This is a genomic window from Kitasatospora sp. NPDC057904 (assembly GCF_042887925.1).
GTDB lineage: Bacteria > Actinomycetota > Actinomycetes > Streptomycetales > Streptomycetaceae > Kitasatospora.
Genome location: NZ_JBHVOL010000018.1, coordinates 72,062 through 93,767, shown reverse-complemented (window position 1 = coordinate 93,767; position 21,706 = coordinate 72,062). Strand labels below are relative to the sequence as shown.

Below are 21,706 nucleotides of genomic sequence, written 5' to 3'. Positions count from 1 at the left end.
GCGAGCCCCGAAGGAGTGGAGCACAGTGCCCGAGCTGAGGTCCCGTACGGTCACCCACGGTCGCAACATGGCAGGCGCCCGGGCGCTTCTCCGGGCCGCCGGCGTAGCCCGCGAGGACTTCGGCAAGCCGATCATCGCGGTCGCCAACTCCTTCACCGAGTTCGTCCCCGGCCACACCCACCTCCAGCCGGTGGGCCGGATCGTCTCCGAGGCGATCAAGCAGGCCGGCGGCATCCCGCGCGAGTTCAACACCATCGCCGTCGACGACGGCATCGCGATGGGCCACGGCGGCATGCTCTACTCGCTGCCCTCGCGCGACCTGATCGCCGACTCGGTCGAGTACATGGTCAACGCGCACTGCGCCGATGCCCTGATCTGCATCTCCAACTGCGACAAGATCACCCCGGGCATGCTGATGGCCGCGCTGCGGCTCGACATCCCGACCGTCTTCGTCTCCGGCGGCCCGATGGAGGCCGGCAAGGCCACCCTCGTCGACGGCACCGTGCGCAAGCTCGACCTCGTCGACGCGATCTCCCAGGCCGTCAACGAGAACGTCTCCGACGAGGACATCGCGATCATCGAGGAGAACGCCTGCCCGACCTGCGGCTCGTGCTCCGGCATGTTCACCGCCAACTCGATGAACTGCCTCACCGAGGCGATCGGCCTCTCGCTGCCCGGCAACGGCTCCGTCCTCGCCACCCACACCGCCCGCCGCGCCCTCTACGAGAACGCCGGCCGGACGGTCGTCGAGATCGCGAACCGCCACTACGGCCGGGACGACGCCTCCGTCCTGCCCCGCGCGATCGCCACCCGCGCCGCGTTCGAGAACGCCATGGCCCTCGACATCGCCATGGGCGGCTCGACCAACACCATCCTCCACCTGCTCGCCGCCGCCCAGGAGGCCGAGCTGGACTTCGGCCAGCGGGACATCGACGCGATCTCCCGCAAGGTGCCCTGCCTGTCCAAGGTCGCGCCCAACGGCTCGTACTACATGGAGGACGTCCACCGGGCCGGCGGCATCCCCGCCATCCTCGGCGAGCTGTACCGGGCCGGGCTGCTCAACGAGGACGTCCACACCGTGCACGCCGACTCGCTCGCCGAGTGGCTCAAGACCTGGGACGTGCGCGGCGGTTCGCCCTCCGCCGAGGCCGTCGAGCTGTGGCACGCCGCCCCCGGCTGCGTCCGCTCCGCCGAGGCCTTCTCGCAGTCCGAGCGCTGGGAGTCGCTGGACACCGACGCCGCCAAGGGCTGCATCCGCAGCGTCGAGCACGCCTACTCCGTCGAGGGCGGCCTCGCCGTGCTGTACGGCAACCTCGCCGAGGACGGCTGCATCGTGAAGACCGCCGGCGTCGACGAGTCGATCTGGACCTTCAGCGGCCCGGCCGTCGTCGTCGAGTCCCAGGAGGACGCCGTCGAGGCGATCCTCGCCAAGCGCGTCAAGGAGGGCGACGTCGTCGTCATCCGCTACGAGGGCCCCAAGGGCGGCCCCGGCATGCAGGAGATGCTCTACCCGACCTCCTTCCTCAAGGGCCGCGGCCTCGGCAAGGCCTGCGCGCTCGTCACCGACGGCCGCTTCTCCGGCGGCACCTCGGGCCTGTCCATCGGCCACGCCTCCCCGGAGGCCGCCTCCGGCGGCACCATCGCCCTCGTCGAGGACGGCGACACCATCGCCATCGACATCCCCGGCCGGACGATCTCCCTGGAGGTCCCGGACGAGGTGCTCGCCGAGCGCCGCCGGGCGCTGGAGGCCGGGGGCGGCTACCGCCCGAAGAGCCGCGAGCGCCAGGTCAGCCAGGCCCTGCGGGCCTACGCCGCGATGGCCACCTCCGCCGACAAGGGCGCCGTGCGCGACGTCACCAAGCTCGGCTGAGCCACTCGCACCACACGCGCGAGGAGGAGCCGCCCCGGACCACGGGACGGCTCCTCCTCGCGCGTCCGGGGCCGGGGGGACAACCGGGGGATAATCGGCGGCGTGAGCGAGCAGCCCCCCACCCCCGCCCCGAACCCCGCCGGCGCCCCGGACCCCGCCGCCCCGCAGCCGGAGCCGATCCGCTGGTTCGGCACCAGCTGGGTGCACCGCGACCACGGCTACTGGCCGCGCCGCGTCGCCGTGTCCGCCGGCTCGCTGGTCATCGCCGCGGCGGCCGCGTTCGTGCTGCGACTCGCCGTCGAGGGCGTCGCGCTCTCCGCCCAGGGCGGGTTCCTCAACACCCTGCTGGTGCTGGCCGTCGCGCTCTGCTCGCTGCTGGCCGCGCTGCGCACCTGGAAGGTGCTCGCCGAGGGCAAGGACCGGCTCACCGGCTGGATGACCGAGGACCGCTCGCTCGGCGCGGTCTGGATGATCGGCGGGGTCGGCTCCCTGCTGGCCTACTTCGTCCGCAGCCTCACCGAGGCCCCGGGCGAGGGCGTCCGGCGGGCGCGGTACGAGCGGGCCGTCGAGCAGTACGAGAAGCGCCGGACCGGCCGCGGCGGCCGGTCCGGCGGGAAGCGCAAGCGCTGACGGTCAGTTGCGGCTGACCGTGCCGCACTGGTCGCTCGGGACGAGGTCCTTGCTGCGGTCGTACGGGTCGGTCGCGGGGCCGGTCGGCCGGGAGCCCGGGGTGTCCTGCTGAACCGGGTCGAACTGGGCGAACTGCGGGTGGTAGAAGCCGTCGTAGACGTCGCAGGCCGAGTTGGCCGAGTCCGAGCCGCCGCCCTCGCCGAACGCGATCTTCTTCGGGTTGACCTGGTAGCGGGCCGGGTCGTAGAAGCGGAAGTTCTCGACCCGCCGCACGACCGTCCGGGTGGTCCAGGTGTCCCCGGCCACGTCGGCCGCGGGCAGCACCAGGCCCACCGGCCTGGCCGCCGGGTCCTGGGTCCCGGGCGCGGCCGGCTTCGTCGGCTTCGGGCCGCCGCTCGCCGACGGCGCGGGCGACGCGGCCCGCTTGGCGGCGTCCGGGCCCGGACGCACCGCGTACACGTAGCTGAAGTCGGCGTGCACCAGGACGCCCTTGTCGCCGTCGCCCTCGAAGCCGATCCGGCCCTGGACCTTGACCACGCCGCCGACCTGGACGGCCTCGCGCGGGTCGAAGCGGCTGAACCAGTTGGTGGGGTCGTTCTCCTTGGACGGGGTCGCCAGGGCGGCGGCCGCCTGGTCGCGCTCGGCCCGGTCCAGCAGCGCCAGTGCGGCCTCCGGGCGGCCGCCCGCGATGACCTGCGGGTCCAGGTTGGCGGCGGTCAGGTAGTCCTTGACCAGCTGGAGCTGGGCGGCGACCTGGTCGGCGGAGAAGACGCCGGTGGCCTTGGCATCGGGGAGCACGAAGGCGTCCGCGCCGTTCGGCCAGCCCTCGGCGGGGGAGCCGGCCCACGGGTGGTCGACCGTCGGCTGGTCGGCGTCGACCTTCGGCGGCGCCGTCGTCGGCTTGGCCGTCTCCGGGGCGACGGTGGGCACCGGGGTGTGGGACGCCGAGGAGCCGGCGGAACCGCCCTGGTACCAGTTCCGCAGCCCCTCGATGTTGAGCGCCGCCACCAGCACCGCGATGGCCAGGACGGCGAAGAGCGGCGTGCGCCACTCCAGGACCCGGCGCTTGGGCGGGCGCGGGTTGCCCCAGGGGTCGACGGCCTGGAGCTTCGGCTTGCGGCCGAACCGGCGCTTCGGCGCCGCCGGGCCGTCGTCGACCGACCGGCGGCCGCCCGGGTCGACCGGCGGGGTGTGCTTCCACTGGGCGGCAAGCATCCGGGTGCGGCCGGACTGTTCCGTGACGGCGGCACCCTTGACGAACTCGTCGTCGAGGACGAGGTCCGCGAACGGGTCCTTCCCGCCCGCTCCGGACAGGTCGGACCCGCCCGGCTCACCGCCCTCCGAGGGGCGCGGTTCTGGATCTTCGGCGATCGGCATCGCGCCAGTATGCCGACGGGGTGTGACGACCGGTCGATCGGGGGCACACCTTGTGCTGAACTCGTGCACGGAGTGCCGAGGTTTGCCCCGTTTGCCCAGGTCGGAGCAGTGCGGGGGAGCCTCAGCCCTTGCTGCGGGCCTGCTTCACCGACCCCACCACACCGGCGATCGCCAGCAGGATCCCGGCCGGGATGAGCGACTCGAAGAACGCGGCGAACACGCCCGCGTCGCCGAGGAACAGCTGCGCCAGCGTGTTCAGGAGCAGCAGTCCGCCGGCCGCCGGGAGCGCCGCCTGCCACGGGTGCGCGTCGGCCCACCGCCGCAGCCGCCGGTCGCCGGTGTCGCGCCGCAACTGGCCGCCCAGCGTGCCGACGAGGAAGAAGAAGAACAGACCCCAGCCGGCCGGTCCGGCCAGGATGCTCAGCGACCAGTGCCCGGTGATCGCGTCGATCCCCAGGGCCGTCGCCCCCACCACCGCACCGACCCCCGCGGCCGTCCGCCACGGACCCATCGTCGCCGAGGCGACGGCGAGTTGCCGGTTCTCACGTCGGGACATCTCGTCGTGTGCCATACCCCCACGGTGCTCCTGCGGACGCCCCGGGGCCATAGGGGAAACCCCCGAGTTTCTCCGTAAGGGACCACAGGCCGGACGGTCCCGCCGGGGGCTGCCGCGCGGTGCGAGGATGGCAGCAGTACCGAGGTTAGGAGCGGCCATGGGCGGCAGCGCAGCGCACGGACAGAAGATCGCCTTCCTGGGCACCGGCAAGATCGGGGAGGCCCTGCTCTCCGGTCTGCTGCGGGCCGGCAAGGATCCGGCGGACGTCCTGGTGACCGCCCGCCGCCCCGAGCGCGCCGCCGAACTGGCCGACCGCCACGGCGTCGTGGCCGTCTCCAACGCCGAGGCCGCCAAGCTCGCCGACACCCTGATCCTCGCCGTCAAGCCGCAGGACATGGGCACCCTGCTGGAGGAGCTCGCGCCGCACGTCAGCCCGGACCGGCTGGTCATCTCGGCCGCGGCCGGCGTGCCCACCGCGTGGTTCGAGGAGCGGCTGGCGGCCGGCACCCCGGTGGTCCGGGTGATGCCCAACACGCCCGTCCTGGTGGACGAGGGGATGAGCGTCATCTCGGGCGGCTCGCACGCCACCGAGGAGCACCTGGTGCGCGCCGAGGAGATCTTCAGCTCGGTCGGCAAGGCGCTGCGCCTGCCCGAGAGCCAGCAGGACGCGGCCACCGCGCTCTCCGGCTCCGGCCCGGCCTACTTCTACTTCCTCGTCGAGGCGATGACGGACGCCGGCATCCTGCTCGGCCTGCCCCGGCAGGTGGCGCACGACCTGATCGTCCAGTCCGCGATCGGCGCCTCGGTGATGCTGCGCGATTCCGGCGAGCACCCGGTGAAGCTGCGCGAGGCCGTCACGTCCCCGGCCGGCACCACCATCGCGGCCATCCGCGAGCTGGAGAACCACGGGGTGCGGGCCGCGCTGCTGGGCGCCCTGGAGGCGGCCCGGGACCGCTCGCGCGAGCTGGCCTCCGGGGGGAAGTAACCGCCTCGAACGTCCGTCCGGTTAGGCTCGGCGGCATGGCCTACGACCTGGTGATCTTCGACAACGACGGCGTCCTGGTGGACAGCGAACCGCTCTCCAACCGGGTGCTGGCCGAGTACCTGACCGAACTCGGCCACCCGACGACGATCGAGGACAGCTACCGGGACTTCATGGGCTGTGCCGCCCACCGCATCCACGACGTGATCGCCGAGCGGTACGACGGCGCGACGCTGCCCGAGGGCTTCGACGAGCTCTTCCACGGCCGGGTCTTCGACGCGTTCGGCGCCGAACTCACCGCCGTCCGGGGCGCGGAGGCGCTGCTGAAGGAGCTCCAGCGGCGTGCCGTCCCGTACTGCCTGGCCTCCTCCGCGCACCACGCGTGGATCCGCACCGCGCTCGACGTCACCGGCCTGCGCGGGCACTTCGCCGAGGAGCGGATCTTCAGCGCGCAGGACGTCGGCGTCGGCAAGCCCGCGCCCGACCTGTTCCTGCACGCCGCCCGCACCCTCGGTGTCGACCCCTCGCGCTGCCTGGTGCTGGAGGACAGCCCCAACGGCGTGCTGGCCGCCCGCGCCGCCGGCATGGACGTGTACGGCTACACCGCGCTCACCGATCCGGCCAAGCTGACGGCCGCCGGGGCCACCGGGCTGATCGCCGACCTCGCCGAGGTGCCCGCGCTGCTGGGCTGAGCGCGGAAAGCGCTGCGCACCCTCTCCCCAAAGTCCTCCCGGGCACCTACGCTCTCGCCAACATCGTCGTACCGGCCGGTAGCGAGGTTCCCGCATGAGTCCTGCGTTCCCGTCGAGTGCCGGGGTCCCGTCCCGCCTGCGGGCCGGCCGCGCCGCCCTGGCCCTGAGCTTCCTGCTCCAGGGCACGACGTTCGCGCTGCTGGTCACCTGCATCCCGGAGATCCAGCACCGGTACGGGCTGAGCGACGGGCTGCTGCCGGTGTTCCTGGCCGCCGTGCCGATCCTCGCGGGCGTCGGCTCGATCACCTCCGAACAGCTGGTGAAGCGCACCGGCGCGCGGGCCGTCCTGCGGGTCGTCCAGCCGGGCGTCTGCCTCAGCCTCGCGGGCGTCGGGCTCGGCGACGAGCTGTGGCAACTCGCCATCGCGCTGGGGGCGTTCGGGCTGCTGGTGGGAGCGTTGGACGCCAGTATGAACATGCTCGGGGTGGGGCTCCAGCACCGCTACGGCCGCTCGATCATGATCGGCTTCCACGCCGCGTTCAGCCTCGGCGGCATCCTCGGCGCGGCCGTCGCCGGCCTCGGCTCGCACTACGACCTCGGGCTGCCGCTGCTGTTCGGCACCGCGGCCGCGGTGATCGCCCCGCTCGCCGTCCTGGTCGGCACCCGCTTCGCCGGGCCCGCCGAACTCGGCGACGCCGTCCGGGAGGCAGCGGAGGCCGCCGCCCGCTCGATCCCGTGGCGGCCGCTGCTGCCGCTGTGCCTGGCGATGGCCTTCGCGTACATCGCGGACGCCTCGGTCTCCAACTACAGCGTCAAGTACCTGACCGACGGGCTGGGCAGCCCCGAGGACGTCGCCAAGCTGTCCTACCTGGGCTACATGGTGGCGATGCTGCTCGGCCGCGCCCTCGGCGACCGCGCGGTGCAGCGCTGGGGCGCCGTCCCGGTGGTCCGCGGCGGCGCGGCGCTGGCGGCGCTCGGCTTCGCGGCCGCCGCCGCGGCGCCCGCGGCGTGGGCGGGCATCGCCGGGTTCACGCTGCTCGGCTTCGGCATCTGCGCGATCATCCCGCAGGTGTTCGCGGCCGGCGGGCGGCTGTTCCCGGCCGACTCGGACGCCGCGGTGGCCCGGCTCAACCTCTTCAACTACGTGGGTTTCCTGATCGGCTCGCCGCTGGTCGGCGCGATCGCGGACGGCAGCTCGTACCGCTGGGCGCTGCTCGCCCCGATGGTGCTGGTGCTCGCCGTCCTCCCGCTGGCCGACCGCTTCGCCCCGGCGCCCGCCGCCCTGGCGCCCGCCGAGGCGTAGGGCCTGTCTTCAGGCCCCGGGCCCCCGCCCCGCGTCTCACTCGGCGCGGATCTCGTCCAGGGACTCCCGCAGGATCGCGCGGGCGCGGGTGAACCAGTCGGTCAGGACGGCGACCTCGTCCGGCGTGTAGTCGGCGAACAGGGCGCCGACGCGCTCGTAGAACGGCCCGTAGACCTGGAGGATGCGCGCCTGCGCGTCGTCGGCCATCACCACCCGCACCCGGCGGCGGTCGGCCGGGTCGGCCTCCCGGTGCGCGTACCCGGCCTTCTCCAGCCGGTTGAGCACGCCGGTGACGGCGCCGGTGGTCAGCTGGGCGCGTTCGGCCAGGTCGCCGGCGGCGAGTGCCTCGCCGGCCAGAGCGGCCTCGATGACGAAGCCGAGGCAGGTCAGGTCGGTCACGTTGAGCCCGAGCCGCGCGGCGATGTCCTGCTGCCCGAACTGCGCGAGCGCGATCATCCGGTCCATCGCGTAGAGCGCCTGCTCGGGCGACGCCTGGGGGCGCGGCTTGCCCTTCACCCGGGATCTCCTTAGCATCTAAGTAACTTATCTCGTGAGATAAAACGTCTGTCGGGGTCGAGCCCCGGCGAACCCGTCCATCACACCAAAAGAGGAGACATGGGCGCACACGGCGAACACGACATGGGACACACCGTCGCGGGCTGGACCGGCTCCGTCGTCGTGATCCTCGGCTCCGCGGTCGCGGGCGTGGCCCTCGTGGCCGGCTCGGTCCCCGGCCTCTGGGCCGGCGGCCTGGTCGTCGCCCTCGGGGCGGTGGCCGCCTGGCTGCTCCACGTCGCCGGCCGGGGCAAGCCCACCGGCCCGCGTCCGCCCGGGCAGCGGCACTGGCGCACCCCCGACCCGGCCGGCCGGCAGGGCCACCCCGACTGCCTCGGCTGCCGCCTCGCCGGCCGCCGGCCCGCCCGCGCGACGCTCCCCGCACGCACCGCCGCCACCGCCGCGGCCCCGGCCGGCGACCGCTCCTGACCTTCCGCTTCAAGCCGCCTTTCCCGTACGGGTTTGAACCCCGGCCCCCGGGACTCGCCCCGGCCCGGCGGCCGCCCGCGGACCACCACCCACTACGGTGGAGGCCATGCCCGAAGCCGAGCGTGACCTCCCCTGCGGCCTGCACCTCTTCTGGGACGAGGCCGTCACCGCCTACGACTTCGGCCCCGGCCACCCGATGGACCCGACCCGGCTGGCCCTCACCATGCGCCTCGTCGAGGCCCTCGGACTGGCCACCGCGCCCGGCGTGACCGTCAAGGCGGCGCCCCCGGCCGGGGATTCGACGCTCCAGCTGGTGCACACCCGCGAGTACGTCGAGGCCGTCAAGCGCGCCGCCGCCAACCCCGACCGGCACGACGTCCGGCACGGGCTCGGCACCGACGACAACTGGGCCTTCCCGGCGATCCATTCGGCCTCCGCCCTGATCGCGGGCCAGTCCGTCGCCGCCGCCGAGGCGGTCTGGCGCGGCGACGCCCCGCACGCGGTCAACTTCGCCGGCGGACTGCACCACGCCATGCCCGCCAAGGCCTCCGGCTTCTGCATCTACAACGACCCGGCGCTCGCCATCGCCCGCCTGCTCGAACTCGGCGCCGAGCGCGTCGCGTACGTCGACGTCGACGTCCACCACGGCGACGGCGTCCAGCAGGCCTTCTGGAACGACCCCCGGGTGCTCACGATCTCGCTCCACGAACACCCCGCCACGCTCTTCCCGCAGACCGGCTTCCCGACCGAGACCGGCGGCCCCGACGCCCCCGGCGGCGCCGCCAACCTGCCGCTCCCGGCCGGCACCGGCGACGCCGGCTGGCTGCGCGCCTTCCACGCCCTGGTGCCTGAACTCCTCGCCGCCTTCCGCCCGGACGTCCTGGTCACCCAGCACGGCGCGGACACCCACCTGGAGGACCCGCTCGCCCACCTCGCCGTCACCGTCGACGCCCAGCGGCTGATCGCCGAGGACCTGCACGACCTCGCCCACCGCCACGCCGGCGGCCGCTGGGTCGCCACCGGCGGGGGCGGCTACGCCGTCGTGGACGTCGTCCCGCGGACCTGGACCCACCTCGTCGCCACCGCCGCCGGCCACCCCGTCGACCCGGCCACCGAGACCCCCGAACCGTGGCGCGCCGAGGTCTACCGCCTCACCCGCCGCCCCGCCCCGCTGCGCATGACCGACGGCGCCCGCCCGGTGTGGCGCGACTTCGACGCGGGATACGATCCGGCCGACCGCCTGGACCAGGCGATCCTCGCCAGCCGTCGCGCCGTCTTCCCCCACCACGGCCTGCTGGCCTGAAACCGGCGCCCCGGACGCCCCGCGCGGTGGCGGTGCGCACGCCCACTGCTACGAACCGCCGAGTGACTACGTACTGCAACAGGACTATCTCTCACCGTACGAGGACTGCGCTTCTCCCTCTTCCCACTGGTACCACCCATAACTACTCTGGGGATACACGTGTGCCGGTGGAGTCACCGGAGGGGAAGCCGGTGCCTTGCACACGGGTTAAGGGTCGGGTGATGGTCATGAGTTCCGGCGAACGCCCCCTGCAGGAAGTCGTCTTCCTGACCGTGGCGGAGGTTGCCGCGGTCATGCGGGTGTCCAAGATGACGGTGTACCGCCTGGTGCACAGCGGAGAGCTGCCGGCCATCCGGGTCGGACGGTCCTTCCGGGTGCCCCAGCAGGCGGTGCACGAGTACCTCAAGGAGTCCTACGTGCGGCTCGAAAGCGCGTAGGACGGGGCGCGCGGGTGCGGGGCTCACCACGGTGGGCTCCGCACCCGTTTGCCACGGATTTCCCGCGTGTTCCCCGGCGGACGGGGGCGCGATTTACAGCCCCGGGCAACCGGACGGTAGGCTAGGCCCTCACGTCAGTCGTATGGACTCCGTCTCTCACGGACGAGAGTCTCAGTGAGCGAGGGTTGTTCCGTGGGCTCTGTCATCAAGAAGCGTCGCAAGCGTATGGCCAAGAAGAAGCACCGCAAGCTTCTGAAGCGCACGCGCGTTCAGCGTCGCAACAAGAAGTAAGCGCCCCCGGACGCGCCCTGCGCGCCGCGCGCTACCACCGCCCGCCCGGGCCCCTCGTGGGCTGGGCGGGCGGTGTCGTTTCACGGCCCGTCGCGGCGGCGCGGTACGGTGCACGCAGGCCGCTCGGGTCGAGGATTGGGGTGGAGCACTGTGGGCGTCGTCGTGCTCGTCACGGGTGTGGCCCGGCAGCTCGGGGCCCGCTTCGTCGCCGAGGTCCGCCGCCGGCCCGACGTCGACCTGGTGGTCGGCGTCGACGTGCAGCCGCCCGGTCGCCCGGTCGAGGACCCGGACGGTCCGGCCGCGCCCTACCGCTTCCACCAGCTCGACCTGCGCCGCCCGGCGGTCGCCCGGGTGATCGCCGAGCACGGGGTCGACACCGTCGTGCACCTCAGCGTCTCCGCCACCGGGCTGGGCTCCACCAACCGCTCCGCGGTGAAGGAGTCCAACGTGATCGGCACCATGCAGCTGCTGGGCGCCTGCCAGAAGGCGCCGGGCGTGCGGCGGCTGGTGGTGAAGTCGACCACCGGCGTCTACGGCTCGGCCCCGCGCGACCCGGCCGTGTTCACCGAACGGATCCAGCCGAAGAACCCGCCCGGCGGGGGCTTCGCCAAGGACGCCGCCGAGGTCGAGGGCTACGTCCGCGGCTTCGCCCGCCGCCGGCCCGACGTCGCGGTGACGGTGCTGCGCTTCGCCAACATCGTCGGCCCCGCCGCCGACACCCCGCTGAGCGAGTACTTCGCGCTGCCGGTGCTGCCGACCGTCCTCGGCTACGACCCGCGGCTCCAGTTCGTGCACGAGGACGACGCCGTCGCCGTGCTCTGCCGGGCCGCCGGCGAGCCCGCGCCGGGCACCGTCAACACCGGCACCTTCAACGTGGCGGGGGACGGCGTCCTGCTGCTCTCCCAGTGCGCCCGCCGGCTCGGCCGGCCCACCCTCCCGCTGCTGCTACCCGCGGTCAGCTGGATGGCCGGCCTGGCCCGGCAGACCCGCCTGGTGGACGTCTCGGCCGAGCAGCTGCGGCTGCTCACCCACGGGCGCGTCGTGGACACCACCCGGCTGCGGGAGACCTTCGGCTACCGCCCGGCCTTCACCACCCCGGAGGCCTTCGCCGACTTCGCCGCTGCCCGGGGCCCCGGCCTCCTGCCGCCCGAACGGCTCGCCGCCGTCACCGACCGGCTGACCGGGCTGCTCGGCCCCGAAGCGGGCCCCGCCGACCGCGACCGCTCCGCCCGCGACCGCGCAGATCGCGACCGCACCGACCGCCCCACCCGACCGAGGAGCTGAACCCGCCATGAGTGCCGCAGCAGAGAACGCGCCGGGCGAGGCCAAGGTCATCCCGATCGAGTCCGCCCCCAGCTGGACCTCCCCGGACCCCGACCACCCGGCCCTCGCCGACCGGCTCGCCGGGGCCGTCGGCGGCGCGCTGTCCGGGCAGCTCGGCCCGGCCGCGACCCGGCTGTTCGGCAAGGGCTGGGAGGGCCGGGCCGCCGAGCGGCTGGCCTTCCTGCGCCGCCGCCTCACCGGCGACTACGAGGTGGACGAGTTCGGCTTCGACCAGGAGCTCACCGAGGAGGTCCTGCTCGGGCTGCTGCGCCCGCTGGCCGAGAAGTACTTCCGGATCGAGGTGCGCGGCGTCGAGCACATCCCGGCCGAGGGCGGCGCGCTGATCGTCGCCAACCACTCCGGGACGATCCCGCTGGACGCCCTGATGACCCAGGTCGCCATCCACGACCACCACCCGAACCACCGCCACCTGCGGATGCTCGCCGCGGACCTCGTGTTCGTGCTGCCGGGCGTCAACGAGCTGGCCCGCAAGGCCGGCCACACGCTCGCCTGCAACGAGGACGCCCAGGCGCTGCTGGAGCGCGGCGAGGTCGTCGGGGTGTGGCCGGAGGGCTTCAAGGGCATCGGCAAGCCGTTCGCCGAGCGGTACAAGCTCCAGCGCTTCGGGCGCGGCGGGTTCGTCTCCTCGGCGCTGCGGGCGGGGGTGCCGATCGTGCCGTGCTCGATCGTCGGGGCGGAGGAGACGTACCCGATGATCGGCAACCTGAAGACGCTGGCCCGGCTGCTGGGCCTGCCGTACGTGCCGATCACGCCGACGTTCCCGTGGCTGGGCCCGCTCGGCGCGGTGCCGCTGCCGACGAAGTGGACGATCCAGTTCGGCGAGCCGATCGCCACCGACGGGTACCCGGCCGAGGCGGCGGACGATCCGATGCTGGTCTTCGACCTGGCGGACGAGGTGCGGGAGACCATCCAGCACACGCTCTACAAGCTGCTGGTGCAGCGGCGCTCGGTGTTCTTCTAGCCCGGTTCCCCTGGCACTGTGGCCCCTTGCAGCGCTGTGGCTCTTCCGACGCCAGGACGACGGCCGAGGGCCCGGCGGGTTCGCCCCGCCGGGCCCTCGACCGTCGTGTGCCGGCCCGGTGCGTCAGCCGCCGAGGATCCGCAGCCCGGGCAGCAGCCCCGGGATGAGCGGGGGCACGTCGACGCCCTGCTGCTGGCCGCCGGTGGCGGCGCTGGGCGTGGCGGTCGGCTGCTGCTGCGACTGGCCGCCGGGCGCCGCGTCGGTGCTGGGCGAGGGCTGCTGCTTGGCGCCGGTGAGCCCGTTGGTGAGGTTGCCCACCAGCCCGTTGACGGCGTCGGGAGCGCTGCTGGGCAGGCTCCCGGTCAGGCCGTTGCCCTTGGCGCCGGTGCCGCCGGGCAGGAGCGTCCCGGCGCCGACCGAGGGGTGCTCGGTGCCGCCGGGCCGGTTGCCGCCGGCCGTGCCGGTGCTGCCGCCCTGGGCGGGTGCGCCCGGTGCGGTGCCGGTGGCGCCCGACGGCGCCGGGCCGGTGCCACCGGGGTTCGGGCCGGCGGTGTCGCCGCCCGCTCCCGCGTCGGCCGGTGCACCGCCGGGGGCGGTGGGCTGGGCCAGGCGCAGGGGCGCGACGTCCTCGCTTATGTCGTCGAAGAGCTGGTTCACCAGGTGGGCCTGCGGCGTGAGTTGGGAGGGCAGTCGCCCCTCCAGCTCGGTCCAGCGACCGTCCTCGTCGTGGGCGAAGCCGGCCAGTGTCCGCATCGGGTCGAGCGAGCCGTTGCTCCGGTAGACCGAGCGCAGCAGGTCGCGGCCCTTGATGGCATCGGCGTGCATGTCGTCCAGTGCGCGGCGGACCTGGTCGACGGTGCCCGGGCTGAGTGCGCCCGCCCCGTCGGTGCGGCCCACCAGGCTCTTGGCCTCCTTGAGCCGGGTCGCGGCGTTGTCGAGGAGCAGTTCGCCGCGCTCGGAGTCGGAGCCCGCCAGGTCGAGCCGGAGTCCTTCGAGGCCGCGCTTCATGCCGTACAGCGTGTCCCCCGGGAGGGCACTGGTGCTGGCGGCGGCGGCGCCCGCGAGGCTGCCGACGGCGAGGCCGGCGACGAGGCCGCCGATCGCGAAGCGGCGGCTCCAGCGGCCGCGCGGGGCCGTTCGGACCGCGCGGTGCCGACGCTGGCGGGGCACCGCGGCGCCCGGTCCGCCGGCGAAGGCCTGCTCGAACGCGGCCATCAGCTGGGCGCGTTGGACGGTCCGTACCTCCGGGTCGAGTGCCGGGCCGGGCAGTGTGCCCAACGCGCCCGCCAGGCCGACCAGTTCGGCCATCGCGGCGGAACTCTGGCCAGTGGTAGCGGTGTTGGCCGATTCGGCGTCGGCCGTGCCGCCTTGCTCTGCCTGGTGGGCCTCCAGCGCCTCGGCGAAGGCCTTCGCCCGTCGGTGCTCCAGCACGTTTGCCGTCACGGGCCACACCTCCCTTCGTCGTTGTCGACACCCCGGCCTGCCGGACGGTTGCCCCGGCGGGCCAAAGCCACTCCATCGGGTGACGGGCCGCAATTCGGCTTGACCGTACGCGTGGTGGCGGCTTGCACATTGGCCAACGAGCGGTGCGGGTGGTCGGTTACGCACGACTGATCATCGGACCGACCGTTCACCCGGACGTGTCGGTCCGCCACCGGTGGTGACGGACCGACGGCTCGGGCCCGGTGGGGTATCTCCCCGTCGGCGCCGCACGCGGCCGCCGCTGCCCGCACGGCCGTGCGCCTCATCGCGCGTCGGGCGGGAGCAGGCGGGCCAGGGTGCGGACGGCCCGGTACTGCAGCGTCTTGATGGCGCCCTCGTTCTTGCCCATGATCCGCGCCGTCTCGGCCACCGAGAGCCCTTGCAGGAAGCGGAGCGTGACGCACTCCTGCTGCTGCGGGTTGAGCCGGCGCACCGCGTCGAGCAGGGCCGCGTTGGAGAGCGACTCCAGGACCGACTCCTCCGGGCTGCGCTCGCACTCGTTGGAGTCGAGCATCTCGCCGGTGGTGACCTCCAGCCGGAAGCGGCTGGACTTGAAGTGGTCGGCGACCAGGTTGCGGGCGATCGTCACGAGCCAGGCGCCGAAGTCGCGGCCCTGCCAGGTGAAGGTGCCGATCCGGCGCAGGGCGCGCAGGAACGTCTCGCTGGTGAGGTCCTCGGCGGTGGCCCGGCTGCCGACCCGGTAGTAGATGTACCGGTAGACGGTGTCCGAGTAGTGGTCGTAGAGGCGCCCGAAGGCCTCGCTCTCGCCGGCCTGGGCCCGCTCGACCAGCTCCATGATCGGGTTGTGCTCGGTCTCGTAGCCCGGGGTGGGCGCGGTGCGCGTCCGGCTGCGGCCGACGCCGGTGGTGCCGGTGCGGCCGCGGGAGCCGGTGCCGGCCGAGCCGGCCGCGGTGGTGCGCAGCGCGAGCCCGGGGGCCGGCTGGGGCCCGAGCGCCGCCCCGGCCGGGACGAGCTGGGGCGAGACGGCGAGCTGGCTGAGGAGCAGGCTGCGCAGCAGGTCGAGGCCGGTGGAGATCTGCCGGGTGGTGACCGGGCGACCGCGGAGGCCGGTGCGGGGGCGCAGGGGCGCGGACGACGGGCGGGAGGGTGCAGGCGCGTCGTTCCGGACGGGTGGGTACACGGGACTCCCAGAGGCAGAACTGTGGACGGATCACCTCCGCCTGCGCGGAGAGCACGCCACCATGGCCCGTTCGGACGGGGCGGTCGGGTGACGCGCATCCAGGAGAGAATAACGCTTTGTGCAATGACAGCTACACCGTGTGGTCGAAGTGGTCGCTTGGGATCCATTTCGCGTGCATATTCGGCTGACACTGACCGATCGTGTCACCGTTCATCCGGCCCAACGTGACCGAACGAGCGCTCAGGGTGACCAATTCGGCGGTCCGGTGGGCGGTTTCCCTGCCTTGGGGCTCGGTAATCGCCGACTTTCCCGGTCTGGCGAACGATCAGAACCGGTCAGCGGGTATCAGGTTCGGGCAGCGGGGTCGGACGGCCCTGCCGTGGACCGGAGTTCGCCCGTACGAGGGGCCAGGTCAGCGGCCCTGTTGACGTCTGGTCACCCGTGAAGGGGAAGGCCGTGCGAGGGAGTTCGGAGCGGCTCCGACGGCAACTCGCGCGCGTCGGGGAGTGGCGGAACGTGCGCGGGATCACGCGCGGCGGCGCCGCCGGTGCAGCGCGACCCCGGCGGCCGTCGCGCCCGCGAGCACGCCGAGCGCGGCCGCGGCCGGCAACCCGATCCTGGCCGCCTTCCGCCCGGTGCGGAAGTCCCGCACCCGCCAGCCCTGGGCGCGCGCGTGCCGGCGCAGCGCGCCGTCCGGGTTCACCACGTACGGGTGGCCGACCAGGGAGAGCATCGGGATGTCGTTGGCCGAGTCGCTGTACGCGGCGCAGCGGTCGAGGTCGAGCCGCTCGCGTCTGGCGAGCGCGGAGACCGCGGCGGCCTTGGCGGGGCCGTGCAGCAGCTCGCCGACCAGCCGGCCGGTGTAGAGCCCGTCGCGGGCCTCGGCGACGGTGCCGAGCGCTCCGGTCATGCCGAGCCGCCGGGCGATCACCCGGGCCACCTCCAGCGGGGCGGCGGTGACCAGCCAGACCCGCTGGCCGGCGTCGAGGTGCATCTGGACCAGGGCGCGGGTGCCGGGCCAGATCTTGTCGGCGACGACGTCCTCGAAGACCTCCTCGCAGAGTGCCTCCAGCTCGGCGGTGGCCTTGCCGGCGACGAGGCCGAGCGCGGTGTGCTGGGCGTCCGAGATGTGGTCCGGGTCCTCGGCGCCGTGCAGCCGGAACCAGGCCTGCTGCCAGGCGAAGCGGGCGATGTCGCGGCGGGTGAGGAAGCCGTGGCGGTAGAGGCCGACGCCGAGGTAGAAGATCGCGGCGCCGCGCAGGATGGTGTTGTCGCAGTCGAAGAAGGCGGCGGCGTGCGGGTCCCCGGGCTCGGGGGTGTGGTTGCCTGCGGGTGCCTTGGGGGCCTTCCCGGGCCTGCCGGTGGCCGCACCGGGGGCCGTGGTGGGTGCGCCGGGGGTGTCGGCGGCGGTGTCCGCGAGGGCTCCGGCCGGCTCGGGCTCGGCGCGCAGGGCGGCCTCCGCCGCCTCGGCCGCGGCCTCGCCCGCGAGGGCGGTCAGCTCGGTGGTGGGGCGCCTTGCGCGGGTGAGCCTTCGGAGCACGGCCATGTCATCGAGCATAGCCAGCCGGGCGCGCAGCGGCCGTGACGGCGGCGTGCCCGTGCGGTGAACAGAGCGCTGCGCGGCCGGGCGCGGGGCCGCCGCGGGCGGGGCGGACAATGGCCGGGTGAGCCCACTGCTGCGACGTGACAAGAGCCCGAAGCCGTCCCCGGCGGACCGTACCGTGACCCTGGTCGGCAAGCCCGGGTGCCACCTGTGCGACGACGCCCGGGAGGTGATCGTCCGGGTGACGGGGGAGCTGGGCGCGGCCTTCGAGGAGAAGGACATCACCCAGGACGAGGAGCTGTACCGGCTGTACTGGGAGCAGATCCCGGTGACGCTGATCGACGGCCGCCAGCACGACTTCTGGCGGGTGGACGAGCGCCGCCTGCGCGCCGCGCTGGGCGGCTGACCCCCCTCCGCCGCCTTTTCCCGGGCTCCGGCCGTCCCCCCCGCCGACCGGCGGGGGCGAGTCGCCGAATCGTTGCCAAACCCACTCCGAACCGGCGATGTCGGAGCGTGTTCGTCGGCTTACGATCGAACTCGTTTGCGCCCGTGGGGGGCTGAGCACACGAGGAGTGCCGCCATGCTTCCCGGTCCCACCCCCGCGCCCTCCGAAGCCCCGGACGGTGCCGGGGCCCAGGGCTTCGCCGTGGTGGACGTGGAGGCGACCGGCCGGAGCCCGTGGCGGCACCGGGTGGTCGAGATCGCGGTGGTCCTGCTGGACGGCGAGCTGCGCCCGGAGGGCGAGTTCGCGACCCTGCTCGACCCGCTGGGCCCGGTCGGCCCGACCCACGTGCACCGCATAAGCCAGGCGGACGTCGAGGGCGCCCCGCGCTTCCGGGAGATCGCGCCGCGGCTGCTGGAGCTGCTGGCCGGCCGGGTGCTGGTGGGGCACCACGTGAGCTGCGACCACGCCTTCCTGGACCGTGAGTTCGCCCGCATCGGCGTGCCGCTGCCGCCCGTCCCGCTGCTGTGCACGATGCGGCTGGCCCGCGCGCTCCTGCCGGAGGCCCGCGGCCACGGCCTGGCGGCCTGCGTGGAGGCGGCCGGCCTCGGCTGGTACCCGGCGCACACCGCGCTCGGCGACGCCCGGGTGACCGCCGAGCTGCTGCGCCACTGCGTGGGCGTCCCGGGCGGCCCGCCGGACGACCTGGCGCCGGACGACCTGGCGGGGGCGCTGCGCGAGGCGGCCCTGGTGCCGTGGCCGCGGCTGGGCCGGGCCCGTTCCCGCCCGTCCGGGGCGGCCGTCCCGCTGCTGCGCCGGGAGGCGCCGTACGGCCCGTGGCTGCCCGGGGTACCGGCCCCGGCCGTGGTCCTGACGGACTGCGGTGCTATGGGTTCGACGGCGTGATGCGCATCACTGTGCGGGGACAAATCGGACACCATCTTTGTGCACACGTTCACAAACGCATAGCCTGGCTGCCAAAGCCCAGCTTCACCCACAGGAGCACCGTGGCAATCGGCCGATCACCACAGAGCAGTTCGCAGACGCCCGACCAGGGCGCCGCGCGCCGACCCTCGCGTGCCCGGGGCATCCCGGAGGCGACCGTCGCCCGCCTGCCCCTCTACCTGCGGGCCCTCACCGCGCTCTCGGAGCGCTCGGTGCCGACCGTCTCCTCCGAGGAGCTGGCCGCCGCGGCCGGGGTCAACTCCGCCAAGCTGCGCAAGGACTTCTCCTACCTCGGCTCCTACGGCACCCGCGGTGTCGGCTACGACGTCGAGTACCTCGTCTACCAGATCTCCCGCGAGCTCGGCCTGACCCAGGACTGGCCGGTCGTCATCGTCGGCATCGGGAACCTCGGCCACGCCCTCGCGAACTACGGCGGCTTCGCCTCCCGCGGTTTCCGGGTCGCCGCCCTGCTGGACGCCGACCCGAACGTCGTCGGTTCCACGGCGGCCGGGCTGCCGGTGCGCCACATGGACGAGCTGGAGTCGATCGTCGAGAGCCAGCACGTCTCGATCGGTGTCATCACCACCCCGCCCGGTGCCGCCCAGCAGGTCTGCGACCGCCTGGTCGAGGCCGGCGTCACCAGCATCCTCAACTTCGCCCCGACCGTGCTGACCGTCCCGGACGGCGTGGACGTGCGCAAGGTGGACCTCTCCATCGAGCTGCAGATCCTGGCCTTCCACGAGCAGCGCAAGGCCGGCGAGGAGCCCGACCGCACCGAGTCGGTGCTGGACCGTGCCCCCGGCCCGGTCCGCGCCGCGGCCGCCAAGCTGCGCCGCGCGGCCGGCGGCAACGGCAAGGGCCGCGCCGAGACCACCGCCAAGGACCAGGCCGAGCAGGCCAAGGGCAAGCCGGCCAAGGGCGGCGAGGGCGATCTGTCCGCGGTGATGCCCGCATGAACACGAAGATCTGTGGGGGGCGGGCGTGAGTCTTCTCGTCGTAGGACTGAGCCACCGGACGGCCCCGGTCGGCGTGCTGGAGCGCGCCGCGCTGACCGGTGACGCGCCGACCCGGCTGCTGCACGACGCCGCGGCCACCGCGACCGTCGCCGAGGCCGCGCTGCTCAACACCTGCAACCGGATCGAGCTGTACGCGGACGTCGACAAGTTCCACGCCGGCGTCGCCGAGCTGTCCCTGCTCCTGGCCCACCACAGCGGCGTGGACCTGGAGGAGCTGACCCCCCACCTCTACGTCCACTACGAGGACCGCGCCGTCCACCACCTCTTCTCGGTGGCCTGCGGCCTGGACTCGATGGTCGTCGGCGAGGGCCAGATCCTCGGCCAGCTGCGCGACGCGCTCGCCAAGGCCCAGGAGGAGCACACCGCCGGGCGCGACCTGAACGAGCTGTTCCAGCAGGCGCTGCGGGTCGGCAAGCGGGCGCACAGCGAGACCGGCATCGACAAGGCCGGCCAGTCGCTGGTGACCTTCGGCCTGGAGCAGGTCGCGGCCGGCGCGGGCGAGATCGCCGGCAAGCGGGCCCTGGTGGTCGGCGCCGGCTCGATGAGCTCGCTGGCCGCCGCGACCCTGGTCCGCTCCGGCGTCACCGACCTGCTGGTCGCCAACCGGACGCCCGCGCGCGCCGAGCGCCTGGTCGAGATCCTCGGCCCGGGCGTGGCCCGCACCCTCGACCTGGCCAAGGTGCCGCAGGCGCTGGCCGACGTCGACCTGGTGATCTCCTGCACCGGCGCGGCCGGCGTGGTGATCCGCGCCGAGGACGTCGCCGCCGCGGTCGCCCTGCGCCGGGCCGAGCAGCCGCTCGCCCTGCTGGACCTCGCGATGCCGCGCGACGTCGACCACGCGGTGCACGAGCTGCCCGGCGCCCTGCTGGTCGACCTGGAGAGCCTCTCGCACGCGCACGCCGCCAGCCCCGGCGCGGGCGACGTGGACGCCGTCACCCGGATCGTCGCGGACGAGGTCACCGCGTTCGGCGCCGCCCAGCGGGCCGCCCGGATCGCGCCGACCGTCGTCGCGCTGCGGTCGATGGCCTCCGACGTCGTCGCCGCCGAACTCGGCCGGCTGGACTCCCGGCTGCCCGACCTGGACGAGCGCTCGCGCGCCGAGATCACCCAGACCGTCCGGCGGGTCGTCGACAAGCTCCTGCACGCACCCACCGTGCGGGTCAAGCAACTCGCCGCCGAGCCCGGCGGCGCCTCCTACGCGGACGCCCTGCGCGAACTGTTCGACCTCGACCCGGCGGCCGTGCACGCCGTGTCGGGCACGCCCGTCGGCGGCCGGCCCCAGCCCTCGGGCGGGAGCGCCGGATGAACCGTCAGCCATCCCACGAGTACCACCGGGACGATCACCTCATGAATGGTCAACCGATCACGGAGCAGGCTCCGGCCGCCCCCGCCCTGCGGCTCGGCACCCGGCGCAGCGCGCTCGCCATGGCCCAGTCGGGCATGGTCGCCCGCGAGGTGACCAGGCTCACCGGGCGCGCCGTCGAGCTGGTCGAGATCACCACCTACGGCGACACCTCGCGCGAGGCGCTGGCCCAGATCGGCGGCACCGGCGTGTTCGTCTCCGCGCTGCGCGACGCGCTGCTGGAGGGCCGGATCGACTTCGCCGTGCACTCGCTGAAGGACCTGCCCACCGCCGCCCCCGAGGGCCTGGTGCTGGCCGCCGTCCCCGAGCGCGAGGACGTCCGCGACGCCCTGGTCGCCCGCGAGGGCCTGGCCCTGGACGAGCTGGTGGAGAAGCTGGCCGGCGCCGGCCGCCCGGCCCGGATCGGCACCGGCTCCCCGCGCCGGATGGCCCAGCTGAACGCCTGGGCCGCCGCCCGCGGCGCCGCCCTGGAGACCGTCGCGATCCGCGGCAACGTGGACACCCGGATCGGCTACGTCACCAAGGGCGAGCTGGACGCCGTGGTGCTCGCCACCGCGGGCCTGAACCGGCTCGGCCGCAGCGCCGAGATCTCCCAGCACCTCGACCCCGAGCTGATGATCCCGGCCCCCGGCCAGGGCGCGCTCGCCATCGAGTGCACCAGCGCCGACACTGACCTCGCCGCCGCGCTCGCCGCCCTCGACCACGCCCCCACGCGGGTCGAGGTGGCCGCCGAGCGGGCGCTGCTGGCCGCCCTGGAGGCCGGCTGCTCGGCGCCGGTGGCCGGGCTGGCCACCTGGGGCCGGCCGAACGAACTGCGGCTGGAGGGCGTGGTCGGCACCACCGACGGCGCCACCCTGCTGAAGATGTCCGCCAACGGTCCGATCGTCCTCGACGAGACCGCCGAGCAGCAGGCGACGGCCCTCGGCCGCGCGCTGGCCGCCCGGCTGCTCGACGCGGGCGCGGCCGCCCTGATGGGGGAGCGAGCCCGATGAGCGAGCGAAGCGAGCGAATCATGAAGAGTTGCGCGTTTCGCGAAGAGACCGC

22 protein-coding genes are annotated in these 21,706 nt (G+C 74.2%); 16 read left to right on the top strand and 6 right to left on the bottom strand.

Annotated elements, in window-relative coordinates; genetic code table 11:
- Nucleotides 1–25: 25 nt before the first annotated feature.
- Nucleotides 26–1,870: a dihydroxy-acid dehydratase gene (ilvD, locus tag ACFVSN_RS33985; protein ID WP_380442354.1), complete on the top strand. Its 1,845-nt coding sequence runs from the start codon at nt 26–28 to the stop codon at nt 1,868–1,870.
- Between the two features lie 102 nt (nt 1,871–1,972).
- Entirely contained in the window at nt 1,973–2,500 is a 528-nt protein-coding gene (locus ACFVSN_RS33980; RefSeq protein ID WP_380496648.1) for a hypothetical protein, read from the top strand.
- 3 nt (nt 2,501–2,503) lie between these two features.
- On the opposite strand, the gene ACFVSN_RS33975 is transcribed toward ACFVSN_RS33980, so the two are convergent.
- Both ACFVSN_RS33975 and ACFVSN_RS33970 read right to left on the bottom strand, forming a co-directional pair.
- The gene (locus ACFVSN_RS33975; RefSeq protein WP_387957372.1) at nt 2,504–3,877 is read right to left on the bottom strand and encodes a hypothetical protein; all 1,374 of its coding nucleotides are present in this window, start codon (nt 3,875–3,877) and stop codon (nt 2,504–2,506) included.
- A 121-nt stretch (nt 3,878–3,998) separates the two neighbouring features.
- A complete protein-coding gene (locus ACFVSN_RS33970) occupies nt 3,999–4,448 on the bottom strand; it encodes a hypothetical protein (RefSeq protein WP_380446804.1) in 450 nt (149 codons plus the stop codon).
- A 142-nt stretch (nt 4,449–4,590) separates the two neighbouring features.
- On the opposite strand from ACFVSN_RS33970, the gene proC reads away from it, so the two are divergent.
- The 3 genes from proC to ACFVSN_RS33955 all read left to right on the top strand — a co-directional run bounded on the left by proC (nt 4,591) and on the right by ACFVSN_RS33955 (nt 7,410).
- Nucleotides 4,591–5,418, top strand: a complete 828-nt coding sequence (gene proC, locus ACFVSN_RS33965; protein ID WP_380446802.1) for a pyrroline-5-carboxylate reductase — start codon at nt 4,591–4,593, stop codon at nt 5,416–5,418.
- Between the two features lie 35 nt (nt 5,419–5,453).
- Nucleotides 5,454–6,107 carry an HAD family hydrolase gene (locus ACFVSN_RS33960; RefSeq protein WP_380496646.1) on the top strand — a complete coding sequence of 218 codons (654 nt, stop codon included), beginning with the start codon at nt 5,454–5,456 and terminating at the stop codon, nt 6,105–6,107.
- A 94-nt stretch (nt 6,108–6,201) separates the two neighbouring features.
- Complete coding sequence (locus ACFVSN_RS33955) at nt 6,202–7,410, top strand: MFS transporter (RefSeq protein WP_380496645.1); 1,209 nt, start codon at nt 6,202–6,204, stop codon at nt 7,408–7,410.
- A gap of 36 nt (nt 7,411–7,446) precedes the next feature.
- On the opposite strand, the gene ACFVSN_RS33950 is transcribed toward ACFVSN_RS33955, so the two are convergent.
- On the bottom strand, nt 7,447–7,926 hold the full coding sequence (locus ACFVSN_RS33950; protein ID WP_380446795.1) for a MarR family transcriptional regulator: 480 nt from the start codon (nt 7,924–7,926) through the stop codon (nt 7,447–7,449).
- Nucleotides 7,927–8,025: 99 nt separating this feature from the next.
- Here ACFVSN_RS33950 and ACFVSN_RS33945 point away from each other — a divergent pair, with 99 nt between their 5' ends.
- The 6 genes from ACFVSN_RS33945 (at nt 8,026) to ACFVSN_RS33920 (ending at nt 12,730) form a co-directional block, all read left to right on the top strand.
- On the top strand, nt 8,026–8,394 hold the full coding sequence (locus ACFVSN_RS33945) for an HGxxPAAW family protein (RefSeq protein ID WP_380503815.1): 369 nt from the start codon (nt 8,026–8,028) through the stop codon (nt 8,392–8,394).
- 106 nt (nt 8,395–8,500) lie between these two features.
- Nucleotides 8,501–9,697, top strand: coding sequence for an acetoin utilization protein AcuC (locus ACFVSN_RS33940; protein WP_387957369.1), 1,197 nt, complete (start codon nt 8,501–8,503; stop codon nt 9,695–9,697).
- A 227-nt stretch (nt 9,698–9,924) separates the two neighbouring features.
- Nucleotides 9,925–10,134 carry a helix-turn-helix domain-containing protein gene (locus ACFVSN_RS33935; protein WP_148644250.1) on the top strand — a complete coding sequence of 70 codons (210 nt, stop codon included), beginning with the start codon at nt 9,925–9,927 and terminating at the stop codon, nt 10,132–10,134.
- A 192-nt stretch (nt 10,135–10,326) separates the two neighbouring features.
- The gene (locus tag ACFVSN_RS33930) at nt 10,327–10,425 is read left to right on the top strand and encodes a 30S ribosomal protein bS22 (RefSeq protein WP_003948845.1); all 99 of its coding nucleotides are present in this window, start codon (nt 10,327–10,329) and stop codon (nt 10,423–10,425) included.
- A gap of 150 nt (nt 10,426–10,575) precedes the next feature.
- Complete coding sequence (locus ACFVSN_RS33925) at nt 10,576–11,709, top strand: NAD-dependent epimerase/dehydratase family protein (protein ID WP_387957367.1); 1,134 nt, start codon at nt 10,576–10,578, stop codon at nt 11,707–11,709.
- Between the two features lie 7 nt (nt 11,710–11,716).
- A complete protein-coding gene (locus ACFVSN_RS33920) occupies nt 11,717–12,730 on the top strand; it encodes a lysophospholipid acyltransferase family protein (RefSeq protein ID WP_380503807.1) in 1,014 nt (337 codons plus the stop codon).
- Between the two features lie 123 nt (nt 12,731–12,853).
- Here ACFVSN_RS33920 and ACFVSN_RS33915 read toward each other — a convergent pair whose 3' ends face one another.
- The 3 genes from ACFVSN_RS33915 to ACFVSN_RS33905 all read right to left on the bottom strand — a co-directional run bounded on the left by ACFVSN_RS33915 (nt 12,854) and on the right by ACFVSN_RS33905 (nt 16,899).
- Entirely contained in the window at nt 12,854–14,173 is a 1,320-nt protein-coding gene (locus ACFVSN_RS33915) for a DUF5667 domain-containing protein (RefSeq protein WP_380446783.1), read from the bottom strand.
- Nucleotides 14,174–14,474: 301 nt separating this feature from the next.
- Nucleotides 14,475–15,296 (bottom strand): ECF subfamily RNA polymerase sigma factor, BldN family, encoded by an 822-nt coding sequence (locus tag ACFVSN_RS33910; protein ID WP_380446809.1) that lies wholly within the window; start codon nt 15,294–15,296, stop codon nt 14,475–14,477.
- Between the two features lie 583 nt (nt 15,297–15,879).
- On the bottom strand, nt 15,880–16,899 hold the full coding sequence (locus tag ACFVSN_RS33905) for an HAD family hydrolase (RefSeq protein WP_380503804.1): 1,020 nt from the start codon (nt 16,897–16,899) through the stop codon (nt 15,880–15,882).
- Nucleotides 16,900–17,017: 118 nt separating this feature from the next.
- Between ACFVSN_RS33905 and ACFVSN_RS33900 the strand changes: the two genes are divergently transcribed.
- From ACFVSN_RS33900 to hemC, 5 genes are all read left to right on the top strand, one after another.
- The gene (locus tag ACFVSN_RS33900) at nt 17,018–17,302 is read left to right on the top strand and encodes a glutaredoxin family protein (RefSeq protein ID WP_363656471.1); all 285 of its coding nucleotides are present in this window, start codon (nt 17,018–17,020) and stop codon (nt 17,300–17,302) included.
- Nucleotides 17,303–17,476: 174 nt separating this feature from the next.
- Nucleotides 17,477–18,244 carry an exonuclease domain-containing protein gene (locus tag ACFVSN_RS33895; protein ID WP_380446777.1) on the top strand — a complete coding sequence of 256 codons (768 nt, stop codon included), beginning with the start codon at nt 17,477–17,479 and terminating at the stop codon, nt 18,242–18,244.
- Between the two features lie 101 nt (nt 18,245–18,345).
- Nucleotides 18,346–19,239 carry a redox-sensing transcriptional repressor Rex gene (locus tag ACFVSN_RS33890; protein WP_380496639.1) on the top strand — a complete coding sequence of 298 codons (894 nt, stop codon included), beginning with the start codon at nt 18,346–18,348 and terminating at the stop codon, nt 19,237–19,239.
- Nucleotides 19,240–19,264: 25 nt separating this feature from the next.
- Entirely contained in the window at nt 19,265–20,605 is a 1,341-nt protein-coding gene (locus tag ACFVSN_RS33885) for a glutamyl-tRNA reductase (protein ID WP_380446772.1), read from the top strand.
- A 41-nt stretch (nt 20,606–20,646) separates the two neighbouring features.
- The gene (hemC, locus tag ACFVSN_RS33880; RefSeq protein WP_380496638.1) at nt 20,647–21,654 is read left to right on the top strand and encodes a hydroxymethylbilane synthase; all 1,008 of its coding nucleotides are present in this window, start codon (nt 20,647–20,649) and stop codon (nt 21,652–21,654) included.
- Nucleotides 21,655–21,706: the final 52 nt, after the last annotated feature.

Coding starts and splice junctions, on each gene's coding strand:
- ACFVSN_RS33975 (WP_387957372.1), bottom strand. CDS start 3,877: ATGCCGATCGCCGAAGATCCAGAACCGCGCCCCTCGGAGGGCGGTGAG.
- ACFVSN_RS33970 (WP_380446804.1), bottom strand. CDS start 4,448: ATGGCACACGACGAGATGTCCCGACGTGAGAACCGGCAACTCGCCGTC.
- proC (WP_380446802.1), top strand. CDS start 4,591: ATGGGCGGCAGCGCAGCGCACGGACAGAAGATCGCCTTCCTGGGCACC.
- ACFVSN_RS33960 (WP_380496646.1), top strand. CDS start 5,454: ATGGCCTACGACCTGGTGATCTTCGACAACGACGGCGTCCTGGTGGAC.
- ACFVSN_RS33955 (WP_380496645.1), top strand. CDS start 6,202: ATGAGTCCTGCGTTCCCGTCGAGTGCCGGGGTCCCGTCCCGCCTGCGG.
- ACFVSN_RS33945 (WP_380503815.1), top strand. CDS start 8,026: ATGGGCGCACACGGCGAACACGACATGGGACACACCGTCGCGGGCTGG.
- ACFVSN_RS33940 (WP_387957369.1), top strand. CDS start 8,501: ATGCCCGAAGCCGAGCGTGACCTCCCCTGCGGCCTGCACCTCTTCTGG.
- ACFVSN_RS33935 (WP_148644250.1), top strand. CDS start 9,925: ATGAGTTCCGGCGAACGCCCCCTGCAGGAAGTCGTCTTCCTGACCGTG.
- ACFVSN_RS33920 (WP_380503807.1), top strand. CDS start 11,717: ATGAGTGCCGCAGCAGAGAACGCGCCGGGCGAGGCCAAGGTCATCCCG.
- ACFVSN_RS33905 (WP_380503804.1), bottom strand. CDS start 16,899: ATGGCCGTGCTCCGAAGGCTCACCCGCGCAAGGCGCCCCACCACCGAG.
- ACFVSN_RS33895 (WP_380446777.1), top strand. CDS start 17,477: ATGCTTCCCGGTCCCACCCCCGCGCCCTCCGAAGCCCCGGACGGTGCC.
- hemC (WP_380496638.1), top strand. CDS start 20,647: ATGAATGGTCAACCGATCACGGAGCAGGCTCCGGCCGCCCCCGCCCTG.